The organism is Chelativorans salis (assembly GCF_025336525.1).
In the GTDB taxonomy this organism is placed as follows: Bacteria; Pseudomonadota; Alphaproteobacteria; order Rhizobiales; family Rhizobiaceae; genus Chelativorans; species Chelativorans salis.
The window spans coordinates 85,511-104,526 of the sequence record NZ_JAOCZP010000012.1 but is presented as its reverse complement, the minus strand read 5'-3'; the positions used below and the strand labels follow the sequence as shown (position 1 = coordinate 104,526).

Genomic DNA, 19,016 nt, shown 5'->3' with positions numbered 1-19,016 from the left:
CCTTGGGATTGGTTCCAGCGTGAAAAGCGAAAAGTCTCCCAAGGGTCCAGCTTGTGTGAGTTCCTCCGCGAATTGCTAATTTTCGGGCCGCGGGGGTGAGGCTCGATCATGATCGAGCGAACATGAAGCTTCGACAAGGGCGCTGCGCCATTTCTCGGGCGTGAAAAGGTGCACTGCCGGATCGGCAACGGCTGTACTAAAGAGGACTACGTCAGGGGAGAGCTCCGAGAGTAGTTCGAGACTGGCCTTGAGCTGATCCTTGTCGCCACCGTCTTCAATAAAGGCGGCGGCCTGCCAGATTCCACGAGACGGGAAAAGGACGTCACCGACAAAGAGGTAGGTTTCGCCGCTCTGCGCATTGACCAGATAGCAAGTGTTGTTATCGGTATGGCCTGGTGTCGGGATTGCCTCGACACCTCCAGGGTGGGTTCCGCGCGCCTCGAGCCGTTCATCGATTGTCGCGAATTCATGCCTCGCCTCAGACGCGCCGGTCAAATCCTACGGCACCACCGTGGAGATGGTTCTCGCCTTCATTGCAATTGAGCCTATACCCGCGCCCGCCCAGCGTGAACCCCGCGCTGCCTTGGGGATTTTCACCGCGCGGAGCTGCGAGTCGGTCAATGCCGACCTTAGAATCGGTCAGGCAGAGCTAGCATGCGGAAGGCGTGGCATGTCAGTGGTGGCACATTTCGACGAGGGCTTTCACCTGCTCTGTTTGGCCTAAGATATCCGAGACGCGGCTCTGGCAGCTTGCACCGTCGTCGTCGCCGGCTCCCTCGATGAGAGCCTGCATGCTTGCGGAGAGTTCGTCACATCCGCAGGCGTTTGCACGGTCAAGGGCAGACTGCAGCGCTTCCAGGCTCCGCTCCAGCGCAACAGAACAGGCAAGAGATTCGTCCCGCAGCGCGTATCGCGCGCCGTAGAATGCCTCCAGCGATGGCAGGCAATGGCGATCTGCATAGCTCGGGGAAAGGCAGAAGACGGTCGCTGCGACAATAAAACATGAACATATAAGTCCAGTTTTAAGAGCGATAAAGACTTCCCGCGCCCAAGCGAGACGGAGGTTTAGGTCGGTTACTATCACACAATTGTGTTTCCTCATGCCGAAAATCCTTCGACACGTTGTCTCCATTCATCAGAAAGTCTAGTATTCTGTCAAAGTGTGGGCAACACACTAACGCGGCCTCACAAGGACACGTGCTCATCCTGCCAGGCCGCATGACCGGGAGGAGCCACTCATGGAAACCTACGGACCCTACGATCCAACGGTCGACTACGTGCCGGGACCGGCACCGCGGCCGAACCGCGGACATACCGGGGAGACTCCGTTATGGCGACCGCTGCATATGACGCGGCGCAACTTTCTGCGCGGCGTTGTCTGTTCCGGCGTGGTGATCGGCGGCTCGGCCTATCTGTTCTCCGCTACCACGCCCGCGCGGGCAGATACGCGCGCCGTCGAGCGGCTGGTGCGTCTCACCGTCAACGGCCGAGCCCGCAGCGTGGAGGTGGCGCCGAACGAGACGCTGGCGACCACGCTCCGCTACCGCCTGGGACTGACCGGGACCAAGATCGGCTGCAACCAGGGCGAATGCGGGGCCTGCACAGTAATCGCCGACGGGACCACCATATATTCCTGCTCGACGCTGACCCACCGTGTCCGCGACAGCGAGATCACGACTGTGGAAGGCGTGGCCGGGGAGGACGGTACGTTGCACCCGGTGCAGCAGGCCTTCATCGAGGAGATCGCCCCCCAATGCGGTTTCTGCACGCCCGGCCAGGTCGTGACCGCGGTCGCGCTTTTGAACAGGAACCCGAACCCGACGGTCGAAGAGGCGCGCCTTGCGATGTCCGGCAATCTCTGTCGGTGCGGTGCCTACGACCACTATCTGCGCGGCGTCATGAAAGCCGCAGAGAGGGTCTGAAGCCATGGCTTACAAACTTATCGGTAAGAACTTCATCCCGCCGGATATCGAGGCCAAGGTCACCGGCGCGGCCAATTATGCCGAGGATTTCCGGGCCGACGGCATGGCGCATGTCAAGTTCTACGGCTCGCCTATGCCGCATGGCATGGTCAGGAACATCGACCTGAGCGAGGCCGAAAAGGTTCCTGGCTATCTCGGCCATCTGCTGCCTGAGGAGGTGAAACAGCCTGACTCGCCGGTCGGCTTTCCGATCCTCAGCAACGAGCCCGCCTCTTTCGGCCAGCCGATCCTGGCGATCGCGGCCGAGACCGAACAGGCGGCCGCCGACGCCATCGCCGCTGTTCGGGTGGACATGGAGCTTATGCCCTTCGTGATCGACCCGCTCGCAAGCCTGCAGCCCGACGGGCCTAACGCGCTCGCCGGCATGAACGTCGCCGGCCGAGGCATCGACGCGCAAGAGCTGAAATGGTCGGGCCGCGACTTCGCCCTGGCCGGCGAGAATGCCTTGCCCCGTGGCGAGGCGCCTGTGGAATGGAGCTTCGGCGATCTTGAAGACGGCTTCGCCAACTCCACCGTCATCGTCGAGGAAAGCTTCGTGCATGCCTCGAACGCCCATCACGCGATGGAGCCCCGCTCCGCCGCAGCCTATTGGGAGGGCGGCAAGTGCCATGTCTGGGGGTCCACCCAGTCGACAGCCTTTGCGCAGCCCGGCCTGGCCAACCTGATCGGCATCGAGCCGTCGGAGTTGGTCCTGGTTTCGGAGTTCTGCGGCGGCGGCTTCGGCGGCAAGGCTGCGAGCTATCCGCTAATGGCGCTTCCCGCGCTGGTGTCGCGCAAGCTTAACGGTCGTCCCTGCCTGCTGCGTGTCAGCCGCAACGAGGAATACAACAACGGCTCCGCCCGCGCGGGCTTCCAGGGCTGGGCAAAGCTCGGCTTCAGCAAGGAAGGGCGCATGCTGGCGGCCGACATCTATGTGGTCCAGGATCTCGGCCCCAATTCGGGCTTCCCGGACTTCAACAATGTCGGCTCCGCGGCGATTATCGTATTCCAGCCTGAAGCGATGCGCTTCCGCGCGACCCCGGTGCTGACAAACACCGTGCCCAAAGGCGCACAGCGCGGCCCGGGCGAGAACCAGGCGGCCAACATGTTTGAGCCGCTTCTGGACAAGGCCGCGCGCGAGCTTGGCATCGAGCGGCTTGCGCTCCGGCTTGCCAACGCGCCCGGGGGCGGTGTGGGTGCCAAATACGGCCCAGATCAGGGACCGGTGACCTCCGCTTATCTGAGGGAGGCCCTGGAAACGGGTGCCGAGGCGTTCAACTGGGTCGAGCGCTCGAAGCAGTCCGGCATGCGCAACGGCTCCAAGGTGCGCGGCTATGGCATCGGACAGGCCTATCACACTGCTGGCTCGAACGGCTTCGACGGGCTGGTGCGTATCACGCCCGACGGGATCCTGCACGTGCACACCGGTGTCGGCAATCTCGGGACCTTTTCCTATGCCTCGACCTCGCGCATCGCCGCAGAGGCCCTCGGCTATGACTGGGACCGGGTCGTGCTGGAATATGGCGGCACCACGAAGCATCTGCCGTGGAATCTCGGCCAGTTCGGTTCGAACACCAACTTCACCATGGCGCGGACGAACTATGTCGCCGCGATGGACGCTGCCCAGAAACTCAAGGAGATCGCAGCTACCACGCTGGGTGGGGATGCCGATGACTACGAGCTGAAGGACGAGCGCGTGGTCAGGATCGGCGACGAGAGTGCCGGCATGTCCTTCGCCGAAGCCGCGCAGAAGGCCATCGAGATGGGCGGCCGGTACGACGGCCAGGAGCTTCCCGACGATATCGACACGATGACCAGGGCTTCCGCTGGTGCCATCGCCGGGACCGGCCTGATTGGAGTGGCCAAGGACAACCTGCCGAAGGACGCCACCGTCCCAGCCCTGGCGGCTGCCTTCATCGAGGTCGATGTCGACATGGAGACCGGAAAGTTCGAGATCCTCGATTATCACTGCGTCGCCGACTGCGGCACGGTCATCCATCCGATGGGGTTGGCCGCGCAAGTGCGCGGCGGTGCCATGATGGGCTTCGGCCTCGCCACGACAGAACGGCACGTCTACGATCCGCAATATGGCCGGCCCAACGCCCAGGCGCTCTATCAGGCCAAGCCGGCGACGTATCTGGATATGCCGGCACAGATGAACTGGGCAGCGGTCGACCAGCCGGATACACAGAGCCCGATGGGCACCAAGGGCATCGGCGAGCCTCTCGAAGGGGCTGCCTCCTCGGCGCTCATATGTGCCATCTCTGATGCGCTGGGCGGACACCTGTTCAACCGCACGCCGGTGGTCTCCGACATGATCCTGAACGCGGCGGAAGGGCGGCCGCAATCCCACGTGCCGCTCGCCACGAACACGGTGTGAGCGAGCTCGGGAGGAGGATACAATGACTGATGTGATGCACAATTTCGAGCTTTTCCAGCCGGCCACGTTAGCGGATGCTCAGGCTATCCTCGGCGATCACGAGGATGCCTGGATCATCGCCGGTGGCATGGACAGCCTGGACTGGTTCAAGCACAGGGTGAAACAACCCTCTGTGCTCGTCGACGTCGCCAACATTCCCGACCTGCATGGGATTCGCGAGGAGGACGACGGCGGACTTTGGATCGGCGCGACGACCACGCTCACCGAGGTGAACGAGAGCGAGGAGGTCCAAAGCCGCTTTCCTGCGCTGGCACAGGCGGCGCTGCGGGTCGCCTCGCCGCAGATTCGCAACAAGGGCACCATCGGCGGCAATGTCTCGCAGGACACGCGCTGCACCTATTATCGCGACGGGTTTCCCTGTTACCGGGCCGGGGGCAACACCTGCTACGCCAACACGCCCACGGCGATGAACCGCGAGCACGCGCTCTTCGGCGTGAGCCGCTGCGTGGCTGTGACGCCTTCGGATACGGCGATCGCGCTGACCGCACTGGAAGCGGCATTCATCGTGGAGCGGGGTGGGAACCGGCGCGAGGTGGCGGCTGCAGATTTCTTCATCGGCCCCGACATCGACATAACCCGCATGACCATGCTGGAGCGGGGCGACATTCTCGTCGGCATCCGCATCCCCGGCAAATGGGCCGGATCGCGCCAATATTTCGAGAAGGTGGCCGACCGCAATACATGGGACTTCGCGCTCGCCAACATCGCCATGGCGGCGACCATGGAGGGCAGCGCGATCTCCGACATCTCGATCGTCTGCGGTGCCGTGCAATGCATACCGCGGCGGCTCACCGACGTGGAAAGCCTGGCGCGCGGGGAAACGCCCGGCGAGGAACTGGAAACGCTCGTCAAGCGCGTCGCGGCGCGGGGCGCGGAGCCCTTGAACTTCAACCACTTCAAGGTTCCGCTGATGGAAAACCTCGCCGTGCGCGCGATCCGGTCCCTAGCCTAGCCATGGAGTTGCTCCGGCATACGCAGGACGCTTTCGGCCAGAGGATGCTCGTCGGGGTGAACTGGGACATCCTCTGGCTGCCGGTCGCGGCTGCCGCCGTCGTAATTGTCCTGCATCTCGTCGTAAGGGCGCTGCGCCGGGCGGACTGACCTCCTGTCCGGCGCCACCACACCCTCAGCCAAATCCGAAGGAATACGAACGCATGAACACTCCGATCCGGCATCACGGCGTGCGCCACCGCCTTGCCGATCGACTATTTCACTGGGGTATGGCGGTTTCCGTCATCGTGCTGGGGGCGACCGCCTTCCTGCCGATTGTCGGATTCAGGTTCGACTGGGTACCCCTACACTGGATATCAGGCGTGGCACTGACGCTTCTCGTGCTCTTCCATCTCTTTCGCGTGTTCTTCGTCCACGGCGTGCGTGGAATGGTCCCCGGGCCCGACGACATCCGCGAAATTGCGCAGGCTGCGCGCGGCATTGGGCCAGAAGCTCTTGCGGAGGCGAAGTACGACGCATTTCAAAAGGGCTTTCACCTCGCTGCAGCGACGACCATCCTGGTCCTCCTGGTGACGGGCCTCCTTATGCTCGCCAAGATCGACACGACCTTCTGGAGGCGCGATCCGTCGATCCTGAGCGACTACAGCTGGGGGATCATCTACGTCATTCACGGCGCGGCATCGCTGGTGCTGCTGTTTCTGTTTACTCTCCACGTCTACTTCGCTCTCCTACCCGAGCATCGGAGCTTCCTCGTCGCCATGATCGGCGGACAAGGGCCGGAAAAGGCCAGAAAGGGTAAATCATGACCGACCTGATGACGCAGGCGAACGCCATGCGCGACGCCTTCGACCGCATCGAGGAATCCTATGAGTTCATGCTGGCCTATGCGGCTCAGGGCCGAAAGCGCGACATGGAGGAAGGTGGCGGCGAGAGCCAGATCCGCCGCTACCTCAAGCGCTTTAACGCGGCGCTCGATGATCTCGAACAAGCGCTCGACCAAGGGCTGGCCGACCCGGAAGGCGCAGCATTCCGTGATCGCTTCAGGGCTGACCTCGCCGTCGTGCGTTCGGTTCTCGCCGTCCTGCTGGCGCAGCCTTCGATCTCCTCGGACATGATCGACAACACAAACGGCCTGATTTCCGTGCGGTCGCTCCTCACCAATATTTTCTTCACCGATCAGGCGGTTTTGCCACCGCGCTGAGCATGGAGCGGTAGAGCATCGGCGGGGATCGTGGTCAACGCCAGATGCCCTTAGCCGAAGACGTCTGCGAGTCCGTAGAGAGCGTTCGTGGTCAGGCTATCACCATAACGGGCGAACATTACGGACCTGCTCGAATGTGTGACAAGGGACGGGAGGAAGGACACTATCCGCGAGGAAGCGTCAAAGGAGAAGGACTCGCAATCAGCGACCATCTTCATCAGCATGACGCCATCTCTCCGCCTTCACCTGGAAACGACAATCGAGGCGCTTGTGAACCTCTTTGACAAATTGGAGGGCGACGCGGACATGAGAGGAGGGCGGTGACCTGGAGCCATCCATCGGCGCCAGAGATGACTTGGAGGAGGGCCTGCCTCATCACGAACATTCTGGCCCATTATGGGGCTCCCAGGGGCTTGACCGGGAACTCACCCCGATACCGACATGCCGGGCTGCTCGACGTAGATGATACGAGCCGCTGGGTTCTCCCTCTGGAAGACGCGTTTTCCCAGCCATCAGAGTGCTGATTTCTCCGCCCCTGCTCTGAAGTAGCGATCAAGACGGGCGCTAAGCATGAAGAATGTTACGCTCGCAATTTCTGTTCGCTCTTAAGTTAAGAACCACGGCCTGCCGCCGGTGCGAGCGGCAGGTCACGAGGATGCGGCCGCCGTGATCTCGAATTGCCCCCCGGGTCAGTTCCCGCGCGTGTATGTCGCCTGGTACTACATTATCTTCTGGTATCTACTCGGTCAGCGCTTCCTTGCGCACGCCATCCGTCACCTCGATGATCCGCTTGAGCAACGCGTGGAGATCATCGCGATGGCCGCTGCGACCGGCGGGGCCGTTCTCATTGGATATCATGACCACAGTTAGCGCCCGTCCCGGCACGACGTAGACCATCTGACCGCCATAGCCCCAGCCATAGAAGACTTCTTCGTCCGCAGACTCGCGCATGAACCAGCCATAGCCGTAGCCATCGCCAGTGAAGCGGGAGGCGGTGCGCGGCTTCCACGAGAGCTTGATCCAATCGGCCGGCACGAGTTGCTCTCCGTCACGACTCACCCCGCCGTTGCGGTAGAGCTCGCCGAAGGCCAGCAGCGAGCGCGGGCTCATGGCCATCTGGTTGCCGCCGAGATAAATGCCCTGCGGATCACGGTCCCAGGCGGCGATGGAAAAGCCATCCTGCGGCCCCAGCCATTCACGCGCCAGTTCCAGCGTAGAGCGGCCGGTCCGGCGCGTCAGGATTGCCGAAAGGAGATGCGTCGAGCCGGTGGAATAGAGCATGGCACCGCCCGGTTCGTCGTCGAAGGGCATGGCGAGCGCCGCCCGAACCCAATTGTCGCTTGCCACCCAGCGTCCGTAGTTGGAGCCCGAAGTGCGCCCCAGCCCTGCCTGCATGGAAAGCAGATGGCCGATTGTCACCTCTTTGAGCCGGGGATCCGGGTCGGCAGGCAGGTCGGTTTGAAGGAGCGGGGCGATCTTTTGGTTGGGGCCTTCGAGCACGCCCTTGTCGATGGCAATGCCGACGAGTGCGGAGATGATCGACTTTGAGGCGGACTTGATGTTGGCAGGGCGCTCCGGCGAGTGGCCGCGATAGCCGCGTTCGGCCACCACCGCGCCCACGTGCGCGACGACGACCGTTTGTAGCGGTGTTAGGCGCTCGGCCTCGTCAAGGAGCTTTTCAAGACGCTGCGCCAGGCCCTCTTCGCCGTGAGCGGCGATGGAAAGGCCAAGGAGAAAGACAAGAATCGCGACTGGGCACTTTAGCATGAAGCCGCCTTAGGACGCATTTCGGGCAAGATGAAGATGATGCGGCGGCGCGTCAGGACATTTTGTTCTTCGCTTCCCTCCAGCGGTTTGTACGATCTGCCGAATCTGTCAGTTTGGCGGTCGGGGCATGCCGTTCGGTTCGAGCGCGTTACAGGAGCCGACTTCGTCTCCAAAGCTGTATCCTTCGGACCGGATGGTGCGGCTGAGAGCATGACAGCCGATCCGCCTTAATGCTTTGCGCATGCGACTTACATGCACGTCGACCGTGCGCAGGCTCACGTGGATCGTGGTCGGCCAGGCGACGCCGATCAGCGCTTCGCGGCTGAACGCCTGGCCACGGTGATCCACCAAATGCCGGAGGATGTGGAACTCGATTGAACTGAGCTGAATCTCCTGACCGCGCCGTCGCACGCGGTAGCTATCGGGCCGCATTTCGATGTCGTCGAAGGCCAGGGCATATTCGCCGCTCCGATCGGCCGAACACACCCGCTTGCGCAGATAAGCCAGCAACCTTGCCGGCACCAACGGTCGCACGAAGGTCACGTCGGCGCCGGCTTGCAGGAGCGCGATGTGCTTGTCGTCCGCCTGCGGCGCGACGAGTGCCACGACCGGAGCGGGTCGCGTGATCTTGTCCTGCTTCAACCGGGTGCACAGGCGCGGAGCCGGTATGCCGTCCGCCCGGCAATCGAGGATGACAGCTGCCGGCATCTTCTTCGCCACCAGTTGCAGAGCGCCTTCCAGACTGCAGGCCAGTTCGCTTCCGAAGCCGTCCACATCGATTATATGGTCGAGGACAAGATAGAGTTCCGCGTCCTGCGAACAATGACCACGAGCGGCTTCATTGGAGGCCCTTTTCTCCTAGAGATGCGGGCGGGCCCACATGTGTGCATCGGACAAAGCAGCGCCGTGCGCCGCACCCACTGCAAGAACCGCCACGACGTCCGCGGCGCGCCGACTGAAGCGGTTTCATGCCGCCCTATACGGCGTCCAGACCGTCGTACCCGCCGGGACTTGTTGGCTTCTTTTGAACATCTCGCACCTGTGTGTCAGTACCCGATGTCGGGGTACCATGAGCCGCAGGCTGGCGACTACCGCATTCGCGGATCGCGGTGAGGGCGGTGGAACTGGCTGGTTAGAACGTTGGAAAGGACTGCTTCGATCCGAGCCTCACCAAAGTCGTGCTCCGGCCAAAAGCGGGCCTTCTTCCAGTCGAGCTGCCCGCGTGTGTAATATCCGATGCCGGGAGACGTCAGGCTCAGCGGTGTGCCGATGCCCGCGAAATTGAGTTTGAAGTGGTAGCCGGATTTCACGACCACAAAGTCCTGAGATCTCAGGTCGATCCCCTGGCTCGTGAAGGCCGCCGGATCATGTGTGAAGCCCGGCTTGCTTGTCAGCAGGATTCGCAATCGATCGTCGACGACAAGAACGGCCGTCTGGCCAAGGCTCGTCTCCTCGCCACCCCGGAACGGGCCTGCCATGATGAAACGACCGTCACCGACCCCCGTGATAGTGCCTGTGATCTTCAGGGGCGAAAAGCCGGGCGTCAGGCGTCCGCCGATGTCCAGTGTCACATGAGCGCCGACACCGGCCGCCGTGGCGGCCTCGACGCTGTCGGGATCGGTGACTGGGATGGCGCCGCGAAGCCCGTCAGAGCGCGCTAGCGCCCGTGCGATGATTGCGGTGCTGTCGCCCGGTGCGCCGGCCAATACCCGGTCCCCCATGTCTGCCAACACATACGGCCGTTGCCCATCCCCCGTCGCCACAATGTCAAGCGCCTGGTCGATCGAAAGGAGATCGTCGTGGAAGCGCTCGCGCCACTCCCAAAACAATCTAGCGAGCTCCTCTGCTGCCTGCACGCCGCTGTCGCTTGCTCCGTTCGAGATGACGACAGCCGCCTGGCCGATGTCCTCGTCGTCCACATAGCGGAAGACATTGTATAGCGATATATCCCATATCTCGGGGTGCGCGGCTTGGATAGACCGGGCCCTGGCGTGCACCGCAGCAAGCGGGCCTTCGGCAGTTTCCGCAGCCCCCGGCAGGATCATCGGCGCCTTCGCCATCGCCGTCACTGGCCTCAGGTCTCCATCGAGCATGGCCAGTAGTCCTTCGACCACCCGTTCGCCGCATCGAACGACATCGGAATGGGGGTTCTCCTTGCAGGCGATGCAGATGTCGACGGCACCCAGCATTGCGCCCGTCACATGCGCATGCAGGTCAAGCCCAATCCCGATCGGAATATCCGGTCCGACGGCCTGGCTCAGCGCTGCGAGCAGATCACCCTCGGCATCCGCAAGTTCGGTCGTCCCCATGGCGCCGTGCAACTCGAGTGCAACCGCGTCGCAGGCCTCGCGCCGCGCCAGATCGACAAGCTCATCACGAATCGTCATGTAGAATCCATGGTCTACCGGACCAGCGGGTGGAGCGCTGACTGAAACGGACGGCACAACAGAGAGATCCAGATCTTGCGCCTTTGAGACGATCCCGCCAAGGGTTGTGCTTGAACGGTGCGCCTGATCGATCAATTTGCCGCCTCGGTAAATCTCGAACTGATCACCCGTCGTAACGTGGGGGCTGAAGCCGTGAGACTCGTGGAAAATGCAGCCGACCAGAATTCGCCGCCTCCTGCGGCTTGTCGCTGACTGGACATCTCCCGTTCCTCGTGGCATGCGCGCTGTCATCAGAAAGCTTCCACTCTCTCTTCTGTTTGCGACGGTCCGGTCAGCGGCGAGGGCCGCCATATCCGCTCCTCCGCCGCGCAATCTCGATCATGCCCATCAAGATAAGGGAAAGCACCGTCAGGACAGTCGAGACCGCCGCGATGACCGGCGTGAGATTGAAATCGATGTCCTCGAACATCTTGCGAGTGATCGTTTTTCCCTCGATGCCGGAAATGAAGAAGGCGACCGTCGCCTCGTCGAAGGATGCGAGGAAGGCGAAGACGGCGCCAGCTGCAACGCCGGGCAGGATGTTGGGCAGGACGATATAGAAGAACGCCTGGATGCGGGTTGCGCCGCAGTTGAGCGCAGCAAGCTCCAGCGCGGGATCGAAGCGTTGCAGGGCAGCACTCACCGTGACAACGACATAAGGGACCGCGAGCATCGTGTGGGCGATCACGAAGCCAGTGAGATTGCCTGTCAGGCCGAGTGGTGCGAAGGTGAGGTACAGTGCGACAGCTATCACGATGTGGGGGACCACCAGCGGTGCGAGCGTGAACGCCTGAAGAAATTCCTTGCCCGGAAGGCGTCCGCGCACGAGCGCGATTGCGGCCAGCGTGCCGACCAGCGTTGCCGAGAAAGTCGTGGCGATGGCGACGCGCAGGCTGAACCAGGTCGCAGCCATCCAGTCCGGATCGTGAAAATACTCGATGTACCACCTGAGCGTAATGCCGCGGGGCGGGAACTCGATGTGGGACGCCGTCCCAACCGACATCGGGACGACGATGAGCGTGGGAAAAAGGAGAAAGAACAGGATCAGTCCGAGTCCCAGCGCCGCCACGACCCCAGTCACGCTTGTCATCCCCGCCTGGCTGCGTTCTTTTGCCGTTCGTGCGGCAAGAGCTAGGTCGATATCAGCCAATCTTGAACCCCTTGTTGAACGAAAGCGCCCGGCGATAAAGAACGACGAGCAGGAGCGTTGATGCCAACAGCACGGCCGACAGCGCACCCGCGAACGGCCAGTCGAGCAGCTCCGTCGTCTGCTGCGCCATCAACGTGGACATCATGAGGGTGCGTGGACCACCCACCAAAGCAGGCGTGATGTAGAAACCGAGAGCCAGGATGAATGTCATGAGCGTACCGGCTGCAGCGCCCGGCAGGCTGAGCGGCAAGGTAATGCGAAGGAAGGCCTGCGGCGCGCTGGCCCCGAGATTGCGCGCGGCCTTCGCAAGCTCGTCGGGAATGTTTCGCAGGATCGAGTAGATCGGCAGGATCATGAAGGGCAGCAGGACGTGCGTCATCGCCAGGATGACCGCCCCCTTTGTGTAGAGGAGCCGCAGTGGTGTCTCGATGAGGCCCGCCTCTTCCAGGAGATCGTTGACGATCCCGTTTCGTTGCAGGATTACGATCCAGGCGTACGACCGAACGAGCGCGCTCGTCCACAGGGGGACAAGAACGCAGGCGGCGACCAGCATCGCCCGTCGGCCGGACATGCGCGCCATCGCATAGGCGACCGGATAGCCCAGCAGGAAGGCAAGCACAGTCACAACGAAGGCAATCTCAAGCGTGCGCCAAAGGACAAGGAGATAGAGTGGCTCCTCGATGATGCGGCCGTAGTGGACAAGCGTCGCGTCCGGCGCAAAAATGCTGTTCCACAGGAGGCGTCCGACAGGATAGACGAAGGCAATCAGCAGCAAGAGCAAAAGCGGGGCAACGAGGCCGAGCGACATTGCCGTCCCATATTCCCTTGGCGAGGAGGAGCCGTCGCGGAACCGCCGCTGAAGCGCTGTCCACATCGCTTCAGCACTCCGCCTGCGGGAAGACATGCACGGCGTCGTCCGGGATGACGAAGCCGATGCGGTCGCCTTCCTGCGGCAGAGAGCCACCATGGGTCGCCTGTGTCTGAACATGAATGATCTCCCCGCCGGCAAGCCGGATGAGGAAGGTGTGTGACGCGCCTGCGAAAATCACGGCCTCGATGACGCCGGAAATCTTGCGGTCGTCATGCCGATCGAGCTTCATCCGCTCAGGCCGAACCGCCAATCGCACCCGTTGCCCCTGCTGCAGCGGGGGCGCGCTCGCCACCGGTTGCTGCGGAAGGATGATCGTGCCGCTCCGGCCCAAATCGACTTCAAGGCAATCCGCGCCAAGTTTGCGGCATATCCCGTCCAGGAAGTTCATCTTGCCGATGAAGTCGGCGACGAAGGCTGTGGCTGGCGCGTCATACAGGTCGGCAGGGGATCCAACCTGCTCCAGGTAACCGTCGCGCAAGACAGCAATGCGGTCGGACATCGTCAACGCCTCCTCCTGATCGTGGGTGACGTAGATTACGGTGATGCCCAAACTCTGCTGGAGACGCTTGATCTCGATCTGCATCTGTTCGCGAAGCTTCTTGTCGAGCGCCCCGAGCGGCTCGTCCATGAGCAGCACCGCGGGCTCGAACACGAGCGCACGCGCCACCGCCACCCGCTGCTGCTGGCCGCCCGACAATTGGGCGGGCAGGCGTTTTTCCAGTCCTTCCAACTGCACAAGGGACAAAGCTTCGGCGACGCTCTGCGATATTCTCGTCTTAGGGAATCCGCGCATGCGCAAGGGAAAGGCGACATTCTCGGCAACCGTCATGTGGGGAAAGAGCGCATAGCGCTGGAAGACCATGCCAATGTCGCGCCGGTTCGGCGCCACCTGCGTGATGTTGCGGTCGCCGATCCAAATCGCTCCCGTGTCCGGCCGCTCGAATCCTGCCACCATCATGAGAAGGGTGGTCTTGCCTGATCCGGAGGGACCGAGGAGGGAAAGAAACTCGCCCGGTCGAATGTCGATCGCCAGCCGCTCGACTGCCGGCACCGGCCCGTAGCTCTTGCCCAGCTCTCGAAGGGAGACACTCGCTCCATGCATCGCCAACCTCTCATGTTGCGGAAGGACCAGCCCGTCCTCCCGGCTCACCGATCTGCACCGCGTCGATGCCACCTGCCAGCATTGGAAGGGCGTCGCGACGGGGGCTGAGGGTGCGCGACCATTCTCCTTCACGTCTCAGATTGCCAAGCGGGATCGTGACGCCGACTTAACATTTGAAATTTGGTGTAACAAAAAGGAGGCCCTGCTGTCAAGCTTGGCGCAATTCGCCATGCCGACTGGTGACACGGCTCCTGTACGCATAAACTGAGTGCGTTAGGCGCTGGCCCGATTCGCTTGAGGTATGCCGGCTGGACCAGGACGGCGCCGCCACCATGAGGATCGCTGCCATGCATGATGCGACAAAAGGAAGGAAACCAGCCTCGCTTCCCGGAGAGCTCGCGGCGATCGACCGGCACCAGAGCCTCGGCGAGCGCGCATATGCGAGCTTGAAGGACTCCCTCATCCGTGGGGCGCTGCGCCCAGGGACCAAACTGACCATGCGCTCGGTTGCGCAGGCACTCCATGTGAGCACCACACCGGCACGCGACGCCATTACCCGATTGATCGGCGAGGGAGCGCTCGTAAACCTTGGACCCAAGACGGTGATCGTGCCGCAGCTGACGCTTGCCGCGCTCGATGAGATAACGGCCATTCGCCTGGCGCTGGAGGGACTGGCGGCGCAGAAGGCGGCAGCCAATGTGACCCCAGCCGATATCGTGGAGCTCGAACGCCTGCAGGAGCGGATCAACCAGGGTCTCGACGAGTCACGCTATACCGAAGTTCTGGACGCCAACAAGGATTTCCACTTTCTTATCTATCGCCGCAGCGGCATGGTCCGGCTGGTCATAATGATCGAAACGCTGTGGCTCCAGATCGGGCCGTCTTTTAACGATCTTTATCCAGAATTCGCGCAGTCCCGCACAGGTGTGTCCAATCATATGTGGGCATTGCACGGCCTGCAGGACGGCGATGCAGCCGCCGTGCGCGCGGCAATTGAGAACGATATCCGCAGCGGCTATCGGCACCTTTCATCCCTGGTCGAATAGCGGCAGGCAGCACCACCGGGAGGGCATGATAAGATTTTTGTTGCATCAAATACCAAAAGGCGCTTTTATTCGCTCGGCCTGAGGGCCTCAGTGATGGCAACAACCGGAGGCATGAAGCAATGCCGACTCTGTCCGATCGGCTCGACAGTTCGATGATAGATCCAGTGCCGGGATCGCGCTCGGCAAGTCTGTTTCAGCGCGCCCGTCGCGTCTTTCCCGATGGCACATCGCGCGTTACGATCGAGCGCAACCCCACGCCACGCTACATTGCTGGCGGCGAGGGGCCTTATCTTACCGACGCTGATGGCGCGCGATTCCTCGATCTCAACGCGAACTTCACGACCCTCATCCATGGTCATGCCTTCGCGCCCGTGATCTCTGCCGTAGAGCGGCAATTGCGAAGCGGCAGCTGCTTCGCGAGCCCAACCGAGGCGGAAATAGCGCTCGGCACGCTTCTATGCGAGCGCGTGCCCCGTCTCGAGCGCATCCGCTTCGTCAATACGGGCACAGAGGCGGTCATGTTCGCGATAAAGGCAGCACGTGCATTCACGGGTCGAAGCGCCATCGCAAAAATCGAAGGCGCTTATCACGGCGCCTATGATTGGGTCGAAGTGGCGCAGGCCAGTTCTCCTGATAATTGGGGGCGGGCCGACGCTCCAGCTTCGGTGCCGTACTATCGCGGCATGCCAGCCTCGGTGCTCGATGAAACGATCGTGCTGCGGCTCAATGATGCGGACGGCGCGATCAAGCTCTTGGAGCGCAACGCCCATCGGCTTGCGACAATCGTGATCGATCCGATGCCGAGCCGAGCCGGTCTGGTGACTCCAGAGCCGGCGTTCATCTCCGCGCTCCAGGAGACCGCCCGTTCGCTGGGGGTGCTCATCGTATGCGACGAGGTCCTGAACTTTCGGCAAGGCTATCATGGCGCCGCGTCTCGCTGCGGGCTCGAGCCGGATCTGTTCGCCCTTGGAAAGATCATCGGAGGGGGATTTCCGATCGGCGCCGTTGGCGGTCGCGCTGACGTGATGGCCGTGTTCGATGCCGGACATGGTCGACCGCTGCTTCCTCAGGGCGGGACCTTCTCAGCCAATCCGATCTCGATGGTTGCCGGTTGCGCGGCAATGGAGGCGCTCGATCAAGCCGCCTTTGCCCGTCTCGACGAGCTGGGCGCCACGCTGCGTGCGGAACTGGAGGGAGCCATCACACGCTCCGGCGCGCCGTTCAGCGTGACGGGGGCGGCCTCGCTTTTTCGCATCCATCCCAAACCGTCACCACCAAAGGAATTCCGGGAAGCTTGCTGGAACACCATGGAAGCCCAGACGATGGGCAGCATGTCCCGGTTCTTCCTGCGACACGGCATCATTCTTCCGGATGCGGCGGCATGTCTTTCAACGCCGATGGGTGCGGCGGAAATCGACAAGATCGTGCGCGTTTTCGAAGCTTTCCTGGCTGAGTTGAACGGGAGGAATTCCGATGGCGGCGCCTGAGACCGAAACCGTCGCAATGCGCATCGCCAAATCGCTGCAACGCCACGGCGTGGAGGTCGTGTTTTCGCAGAGCTTGCCTTCGGCCGTGATACTGGCCTGCGAAGAGTTGGGAATCCGGCAGATCGCCTATCGCCAGGAAAACATGGGTGGGGCGATGGCCGACGGCTATGCGCGCCGCTCCGGCCGCATTCCGGTGGTTACCGCCCAGAACGGCCCAGCCGCCACCTTACTGGTGCCGCCGCTTGCCGAAGCGCTCAAGGCAAGCGTACCGGTTGTCGCCCTTGTCCAGGAAGTGGAGCGGCCGCACATCGATCGCAACGCTTTCCAGGAGATCGACCACATCACACTCTTTCAGTCCTGCGCTAAGTGGGTCAGGCGGCTGCTTGCGGCCGATCGCGTGGAAGACCACGTGGATGCCGCCTTTGCCGCGGCCGGCAGCGGGCGTGCAGGCCCGGCAGTGCTGCTTCTGCCCGCCGATCTGCTGCGGGATCTGGCTCCCACGCCGCCGCATCCGAGAAGCGCCTCGTTCGGGACTTGGCCCCTGGACAGGTATCGGCCGCACGATCTGGCGATCACGGCCGCCGCCGACCTGCTTGCCCAGGCATGCGCTCCCGTGGCGATGGCCGGCGGCGGAGCGCTGACGCCGGGAGCACCCGAAGCCGTCTCCCGCCTGCAAAAGGTCGCACACCTGCCGGTCGTGACGACGAATATGGGGAAGGGGGCGGTGGACGAGACTCATCCATTATCGATGGGTGTCCTTGGCTCGCTCACCGGACCAGGATCGCTGGGGCACCATTCCAGACAGTTCCTCCAGGAAGCCGATGTCGTGCTGCTTATTGGAACCCGCACCAATCAGAACGGTACCGACACCTGGCGTTCCATTCCCCTGTCCGCGCATATCATCCATATCGACATCGACCCGAACGAGATCGGACGCAACTACGAGGCGCTGCGCCTTGTCGGGGACGCCGCCGAAACACTGACGGCACTGACGGACGCTTTGACCCGGCACGACCTGTCCTTGCGCCGATCGGAGCGCGGCGTGCTCGAGCGGCGCATTGCGCAGCGACGCGCCGCATTCGAAGCCGAGCGCAGGAAGCATGTGGACTCCGACGCCAGTCCGCTTCGGCCGGAGCGGATCATGGCCGACCTGCAGCGATGTCTCACCCCGCACACGACTGTGGTCGCGGATGCCAGCTATTCCTCCATGTGGGTGGTCGGCCAGCTCACCGCTCTTGCCGCCGGGCAGAGGTTCTTGACCCCACGCGGCCTTGCCGGACTCGGCTGGGGGTTGCCGTTGGCCATCGGCGCCAAGCTCGCCGCCCCCACCGATCCTGTCGTGGCCATTGTTGGCGACGGCGGCTTCGCGCATGCGTGGGCGGAGCTGGAGACCATGGTTCGCCTCAACATCGCGGTAACCGTGATCGTGCTCAACAACGGCGTACTGGGCTACCAGAAGGACGCGGAAACCGTGAAATTCGGAAACTATACAAGCGCCTGCCGTCTCTCGCCTGTGGATCACGCTGCCCTTGCGCAAGCCTGCGGCTGCGATGCCACGGTGGTGCGCGAGGCGCACGAAATGCTGCCTGCGTTGCGCACGGCAATCGCATCGGGGACGCCATGGCTGATCGAGGCCGTCACCGATCCCGATGCACATCCGCCCCTGTCGCTCTTCGAGGGCACGCTTGATCGTCCTGAAACAGAGCCAGTAACCCTGGAGCGCGCGCCATGAGCCACGCAGATCATCAAGCCCAGGTTGCTGTAGTCACCGGGGGGTCCAGCGGGATCGGACTGGCAACCGCCAACGCGCTCCTGCGGGCTGGCTACCGGGTCGCATTCTTCAGCCACCAGCCAGACCGCGTGATTGCCGCCAGCGATACGCTGTCCGCCCGCCATGGCCGCGGCCGCATCTTCTCGCAGGCGGTGGATCTGCGGGAGGTCGCTGCAGTGCGCGGTTTCTTCGCCGAGGTCGAAGCACGTTGGGCGCCGCCGGCAATTCTTGTGTGCAACGCAGGATATTCCCCAAAGCGCAACGGTGGCCGCGTCCGGGTCGAAGACGTCGATCCCGACGAATGGCAGGACGTGCTCTCGATCAACCTCACCGGTGCGCTCGTTTGCTGCCGGTGTGCCCTGCCGGGGATGGTCAAGCGGCGGAGCGGCAGAATCGTCTTCATCGGCTCCCTGGCCGGCCGGACCATCCCACGTATCGCCGGCGCGGCCTATGCTGCATCCAAGAGCGGCCTGCTCGGGCTTTCCCGGTCCATCGTGAGCGAATATGCGCAATTCGGAATCACCGCAAACACCGTCGCGCCGGGGCGCATCGCAACCGATATGGCCGGTCCGACCGACTCGCCCGCAAACAGAGAGGCACTTTCCCGCATCCCGATCGGACGCCTCGGACATGCGGAAGACATCGCCCGCGCCGTCCTCTTCCTCGCCGCCCCGCAAGCCGACTTTATCAACGGCGCCGTGCTCGATGTGAACGGCGGCGAGTTCACGCCCTAGACTTTGCGCCAGGATGCGCTTGTCGTCCTGACGCCGAGCCGCAGGGCGGCGCCGGGCCAGATTTTTCGTTGACGCAGTGTACTCTCGCTGTCAAATTTTGATACATCAA

16 protein-coding genes are annotated in these 19,016 nt (G+C 62.8%); 9 read left to right on the top strand and 7 right to left on the bottom strand.

The window, feature by feature from the left end; genetic code table 11:
- Nucleotides 1–75: 75 nt before the first annotated feature.
- On the bottom strand, nt 76–495 hold the full coding sequence (locus tag N5A92_RS24995; protein WP_260907144.1) for an MBL fold metallo-hydrolase: 420 nt from the start codon (nt 493–495) through the stop codon (nt 76–78).
- A 743-nt stretch (nt 496–1,238) separates the two neighbouring features.
- Between N5A92_RS24995 and N5A92_RS24990 the strand changes: the two genes are divergently transcribed.
- The 5 genes from N5A92_RS24990 to N5A92_RS24970 all read left to right on the top strand — a co-directional run bounded on the left by N5A92_RS24990 (nt 1,239) and on the right by N5A92_RS24970 (nt 6,553).
- Nucleotides 1,239–1,922, top strand: coding sequence for a (2Fe-2S)-binding protein (locus N5A92_RS24990; protein WP_313958459.1), 684 nt, complete (start codon nt 1,239–1,241; stop codon nt 1,920–1,922).
- A gap of 4 nt (nt 1,923–1,926) precedes the next feature.
- Nucleotides 1,927–4,341 carry a xanthine dehydrogenase family protein molybdopterin-binding subunit gene (locus tag N5A92_RS24985; RefSeq protein WP_260907142.1) on the top strand — a complete coding sequence of 805 codons (2,415 nt, stop codon included), beginning with the start codon at nt 1,927–1,929 and terminating at the stop codon, nt 4,339–4,341.
- 22 nt (nt 4,342–4,363) lie between these two features.
- Nucleotides 4,364–5,353 (top strand): FAD binding domain-containing protein, encoded by a 990-nt coding sequence (locus N5A92_RS24980; protein WP_260907140.1) that lies wholly within the window; start codon nt 4,364–4,366, stop codon nt 5,351–5,353.
- 202 nt (nt 5,354–5,555) lie between these two features.
- Nucleotides 5,556–6,158: a cytochrome b/b6 domain-containing protein gene (locus N5A92_RS24975; RefSeq protein ID WP_260907138.1), complete on the top strand. Its 603-nt coding sequence runs from the start codon at nt 5,556–5,558 to the stop codon at nt 6,156–6,158.
- A complete protein-coding gene (locus tag N5A92_RS24970; RefSeq protein ID WP_260907137.1) occupies nt 6,155–6,553 on the top strand; it encodes a hypothetical protein in 399 nt (132 codons plus the stop codon). Before N5A92_RS24975 ends, N5A92_RS24970 begins: the two co-directional genes overlap by 4 nt.
- A 738-nt stretch (nt 6,554–7,291) precedes the next feature.
- On the opposite strand, the gene N5A92_RS24965 is transcribed toward N5A92_RS24970, so the two are convergent.
- From N5A92_RS24965 to N5A92_RS24940, 6 genes are all read right to left on the bottom strand, one after another.
- Nucleotides 7,292–8,320 (bottom strand): serine hydrolase domain-containing protein, encoded by a 1,029-nt coding sequence (locus tag N5A92_RS24965; protein ID WP_260907136.1) that lies wholly within the window; start codon nt 8,318–8,320, stop codon nt 7,292–7,294.
- 108 nt (nt 8,321–8,428) lie between these two features.
- Nucleotides 8,429–9,094: a response regulator transcription factor gene (locus N5A92_RS24960; RefSeq protein WP_260907135.1), complete on the bottom strand. Its 666-nt coding sequence runs from the start codon at nt 9,092–9,094 to the stop codon at nt 8,429–8,431.
- 314 nt (nt 9,095–9,408) lie between these two features.
- Entirely contained in the window at nt 9,409–10,986 is a 1,578-nt protein-coding gene (locus N5A92_RS24955; protein ID WP_260907203.1) for a M81 family metallopeptidase, read from the bottom strand.
- 52 nt (nt 10,987–11,038) lie between these two features.
- Complete coding sequence (locus N5A92_RS24950; protein ID WP_260907201.1) at nt 11,039–11,836, bottom strand: ABC transporter permease; 798 nt, start codon at nt 11,834–11,836, stop codon at nt 11,039–11,041.
- Nucleotides 11,837–11,888: 52 nt separating this feature from the next.
- Nucleotides 11,889–12,770 (bottom strand): ABC transporter permease, encoded by an 882-nt coding sequence (locus N5A92_RS24945; protein WP_425248642.1) that lies wholly within the window; start codon nt 12,768–12,770, stop codon nt 11,889–11,891.
- Between the two features lie 4 nt (nt 12,771–12,774).
- A complete protein-coding gene (locus N5A92_RS24940) occupies nt 12,775–13,869 on the bottom strand; it encodes an ABC transporter ATP-binding protein (RefSeq protein ID WP_260907134.1) in 1,095 nt (364 codons plus the stop codon).
- Between the two features lie 347 nt (nt 13,870–14,216).
- On the opposite strand from N5A92_RS24940, the gene N5A92_RS24935 reads away from it, so the two are divergent.
- From N5A92_RS24935 to fabG, 4 genes are all read left to right on the top strand, one after another.
- Nucleotides 14,217–14,915, top strand: a complete 699-nt coding sequence (locus N5A92_RS24935; RefSeq protein WP_260907133.1) for a GntR family transcriptional regulator — start codon at nt 14,217–14,219, stop codon at nt 14,913–14,915.
- Between the two features lie 119 nt (nt 14,916–15,034).
- A complete protein-coding gene (locus N5A92_RS24930; protein ID WP_260907132.1) occupies nt 15,035–16,402 on the top strand; it encodes an aspartate aminotransferase family protein in 1,368 nt (455 codons plus the stop codon).
- The gene (locus tag N5A92_RS24925; RefSeq protein ID WP_260907131.1) at nt 16,389–18,134 is read left to right on the top strand and encodes an acetolactate synthase catalytic subunit; all 1,746 of its coding nucleotides are present in this window, start codon (nt 16,389–16,391) and stop codon (nt 18,132–18,134) included. The genes N5A92_RS24930 and N5A92_RS24925 overlap by 14 nt, the downstream gene beginning before the upstream one ends.
- Nucleotides 18,131–18,907, top strand: a complete 777-nt coding sequence (fabG, locus tag N5A92_RS24920) for a 3-oxoacyl-ACP reductase FabG (RefSeq protein ID WP_260907130.1) — start codon at nt 18,131–18,133, stop codon at nt 18,905–18,907. The genes N5A92_RS24925 and fabG overlap by 4 nt, the downstream gene beginning before the upstream one ends.
- Nucleotides 18,908–19,016: the final 109 nt, after the last annotated feature.

What these genes read in the sequence shown, in the direction of transcription:
- N5A92_RS24990 (WP_313958459.1), top strand. Translation starts at nt 1,239, where the DNA reads ATGGAAACCTACGGACCCTACGATCCAACGGTCGACTACGTGCCGGGA.
- N5A92_RS24985 (WP_260907142.1), top strand. Translation starts at nt 1,927, where the DNA reads ATGGCTTACAAACTTATCGGTAAGAACTTCATCCCGCCGGATATCGAG.
- N5A92_RS24980 (WP_260907140.1), top strand. Translation starts at nt 4,364, where the DNA reads ATGACTGATGTGATGCACAATTTCGAGCTTTTCCAGCCGGCCACGTTA.
- N5A92_RS24975 (WP_260907138.1), top strand. Translation starts at nt 5,556, where the DNA reads ATGAACACTCCGATCCGGCATCACGGCGTGCGCCACCGCCTTGCCGAT.
- N5A92_RS24970 (WP_260907137.1), top strand. Translation starts at nt 6,155, where the DNA reads ATGACCGACCTGATGACGCAGGCGAACGCCATGCGCGACGCCTTCGAC.
- N5A92_RS24965 (WP_260907136.1), bottom strand. Translation starts at nt 8,320, where the DNA reads ATGCTAAAGTGCCCAGTCGCGATTCTTGTCTTTCTCCTTGGCCTTTCC.
- N5A92_RS24955 (WP_260907203.1), bottom strand. Translation starts at nt 10,986, where the DNA reads ATGCCACGAGGAACGGGAGATGTCCAGTCAGCGACAAGCCGCAGGAGG.
- N5A92_RS24950 (WP_260907201.1), bottom strand. Translation starts at nt 11,836, where the DNA reads ATGACAAGCGTGACTGGGGTCGTGGCGGCGCTGGGACTCGGACTGATC.
- N5A92_RS24945 (WP_425248642.1), bottom strand. Translation starts at nt 12,770, where the DNA reads ATGTGGACAGCGCTTCAGCGGCGGTTCCGCGACGGCTCCTCCTCGCCA.
- N5A92_RS24940 (WP_260907134.1), bottom strand. Translation starts at nt 13,869, where the DNA reads ATGCATGGAGCGAGTGTCTCCCTTCGAGAGCTGGGCAAGAGCTACGGG.
- N5A92_RS24935 (WP_260907133.1), top strand. Translation starts at nt 14,217, where the DNA reads ATGCATGATGCGACAAAAGGAAGGAAACCAGCCTCGCTTCCCGGAGAG.
- N5A92_RS24930 (WP_260907132.1), top strand. Translation starts at nt 15,035, where the DNA reads ATGCCGACTCTGTCCGATCGGCTCGACAGTTCGATGATAGATCCAGTG.
- N5A92_RS24925 (WP_260907131.1), top strand. Translation starts at nt 16,389, where the DNA reads ATGGCGGCGCCTGAGACCGAAACCGTCGCAATGCGCATCGCCAAATCG.
- fabG (WP_260907130.1), top strand. Translation starts at nt 18,131, where the DNA reads ATGAGCCACGCAGATCATCAAGCCCAGGTTGCTGTAGTCACCGGGGGG.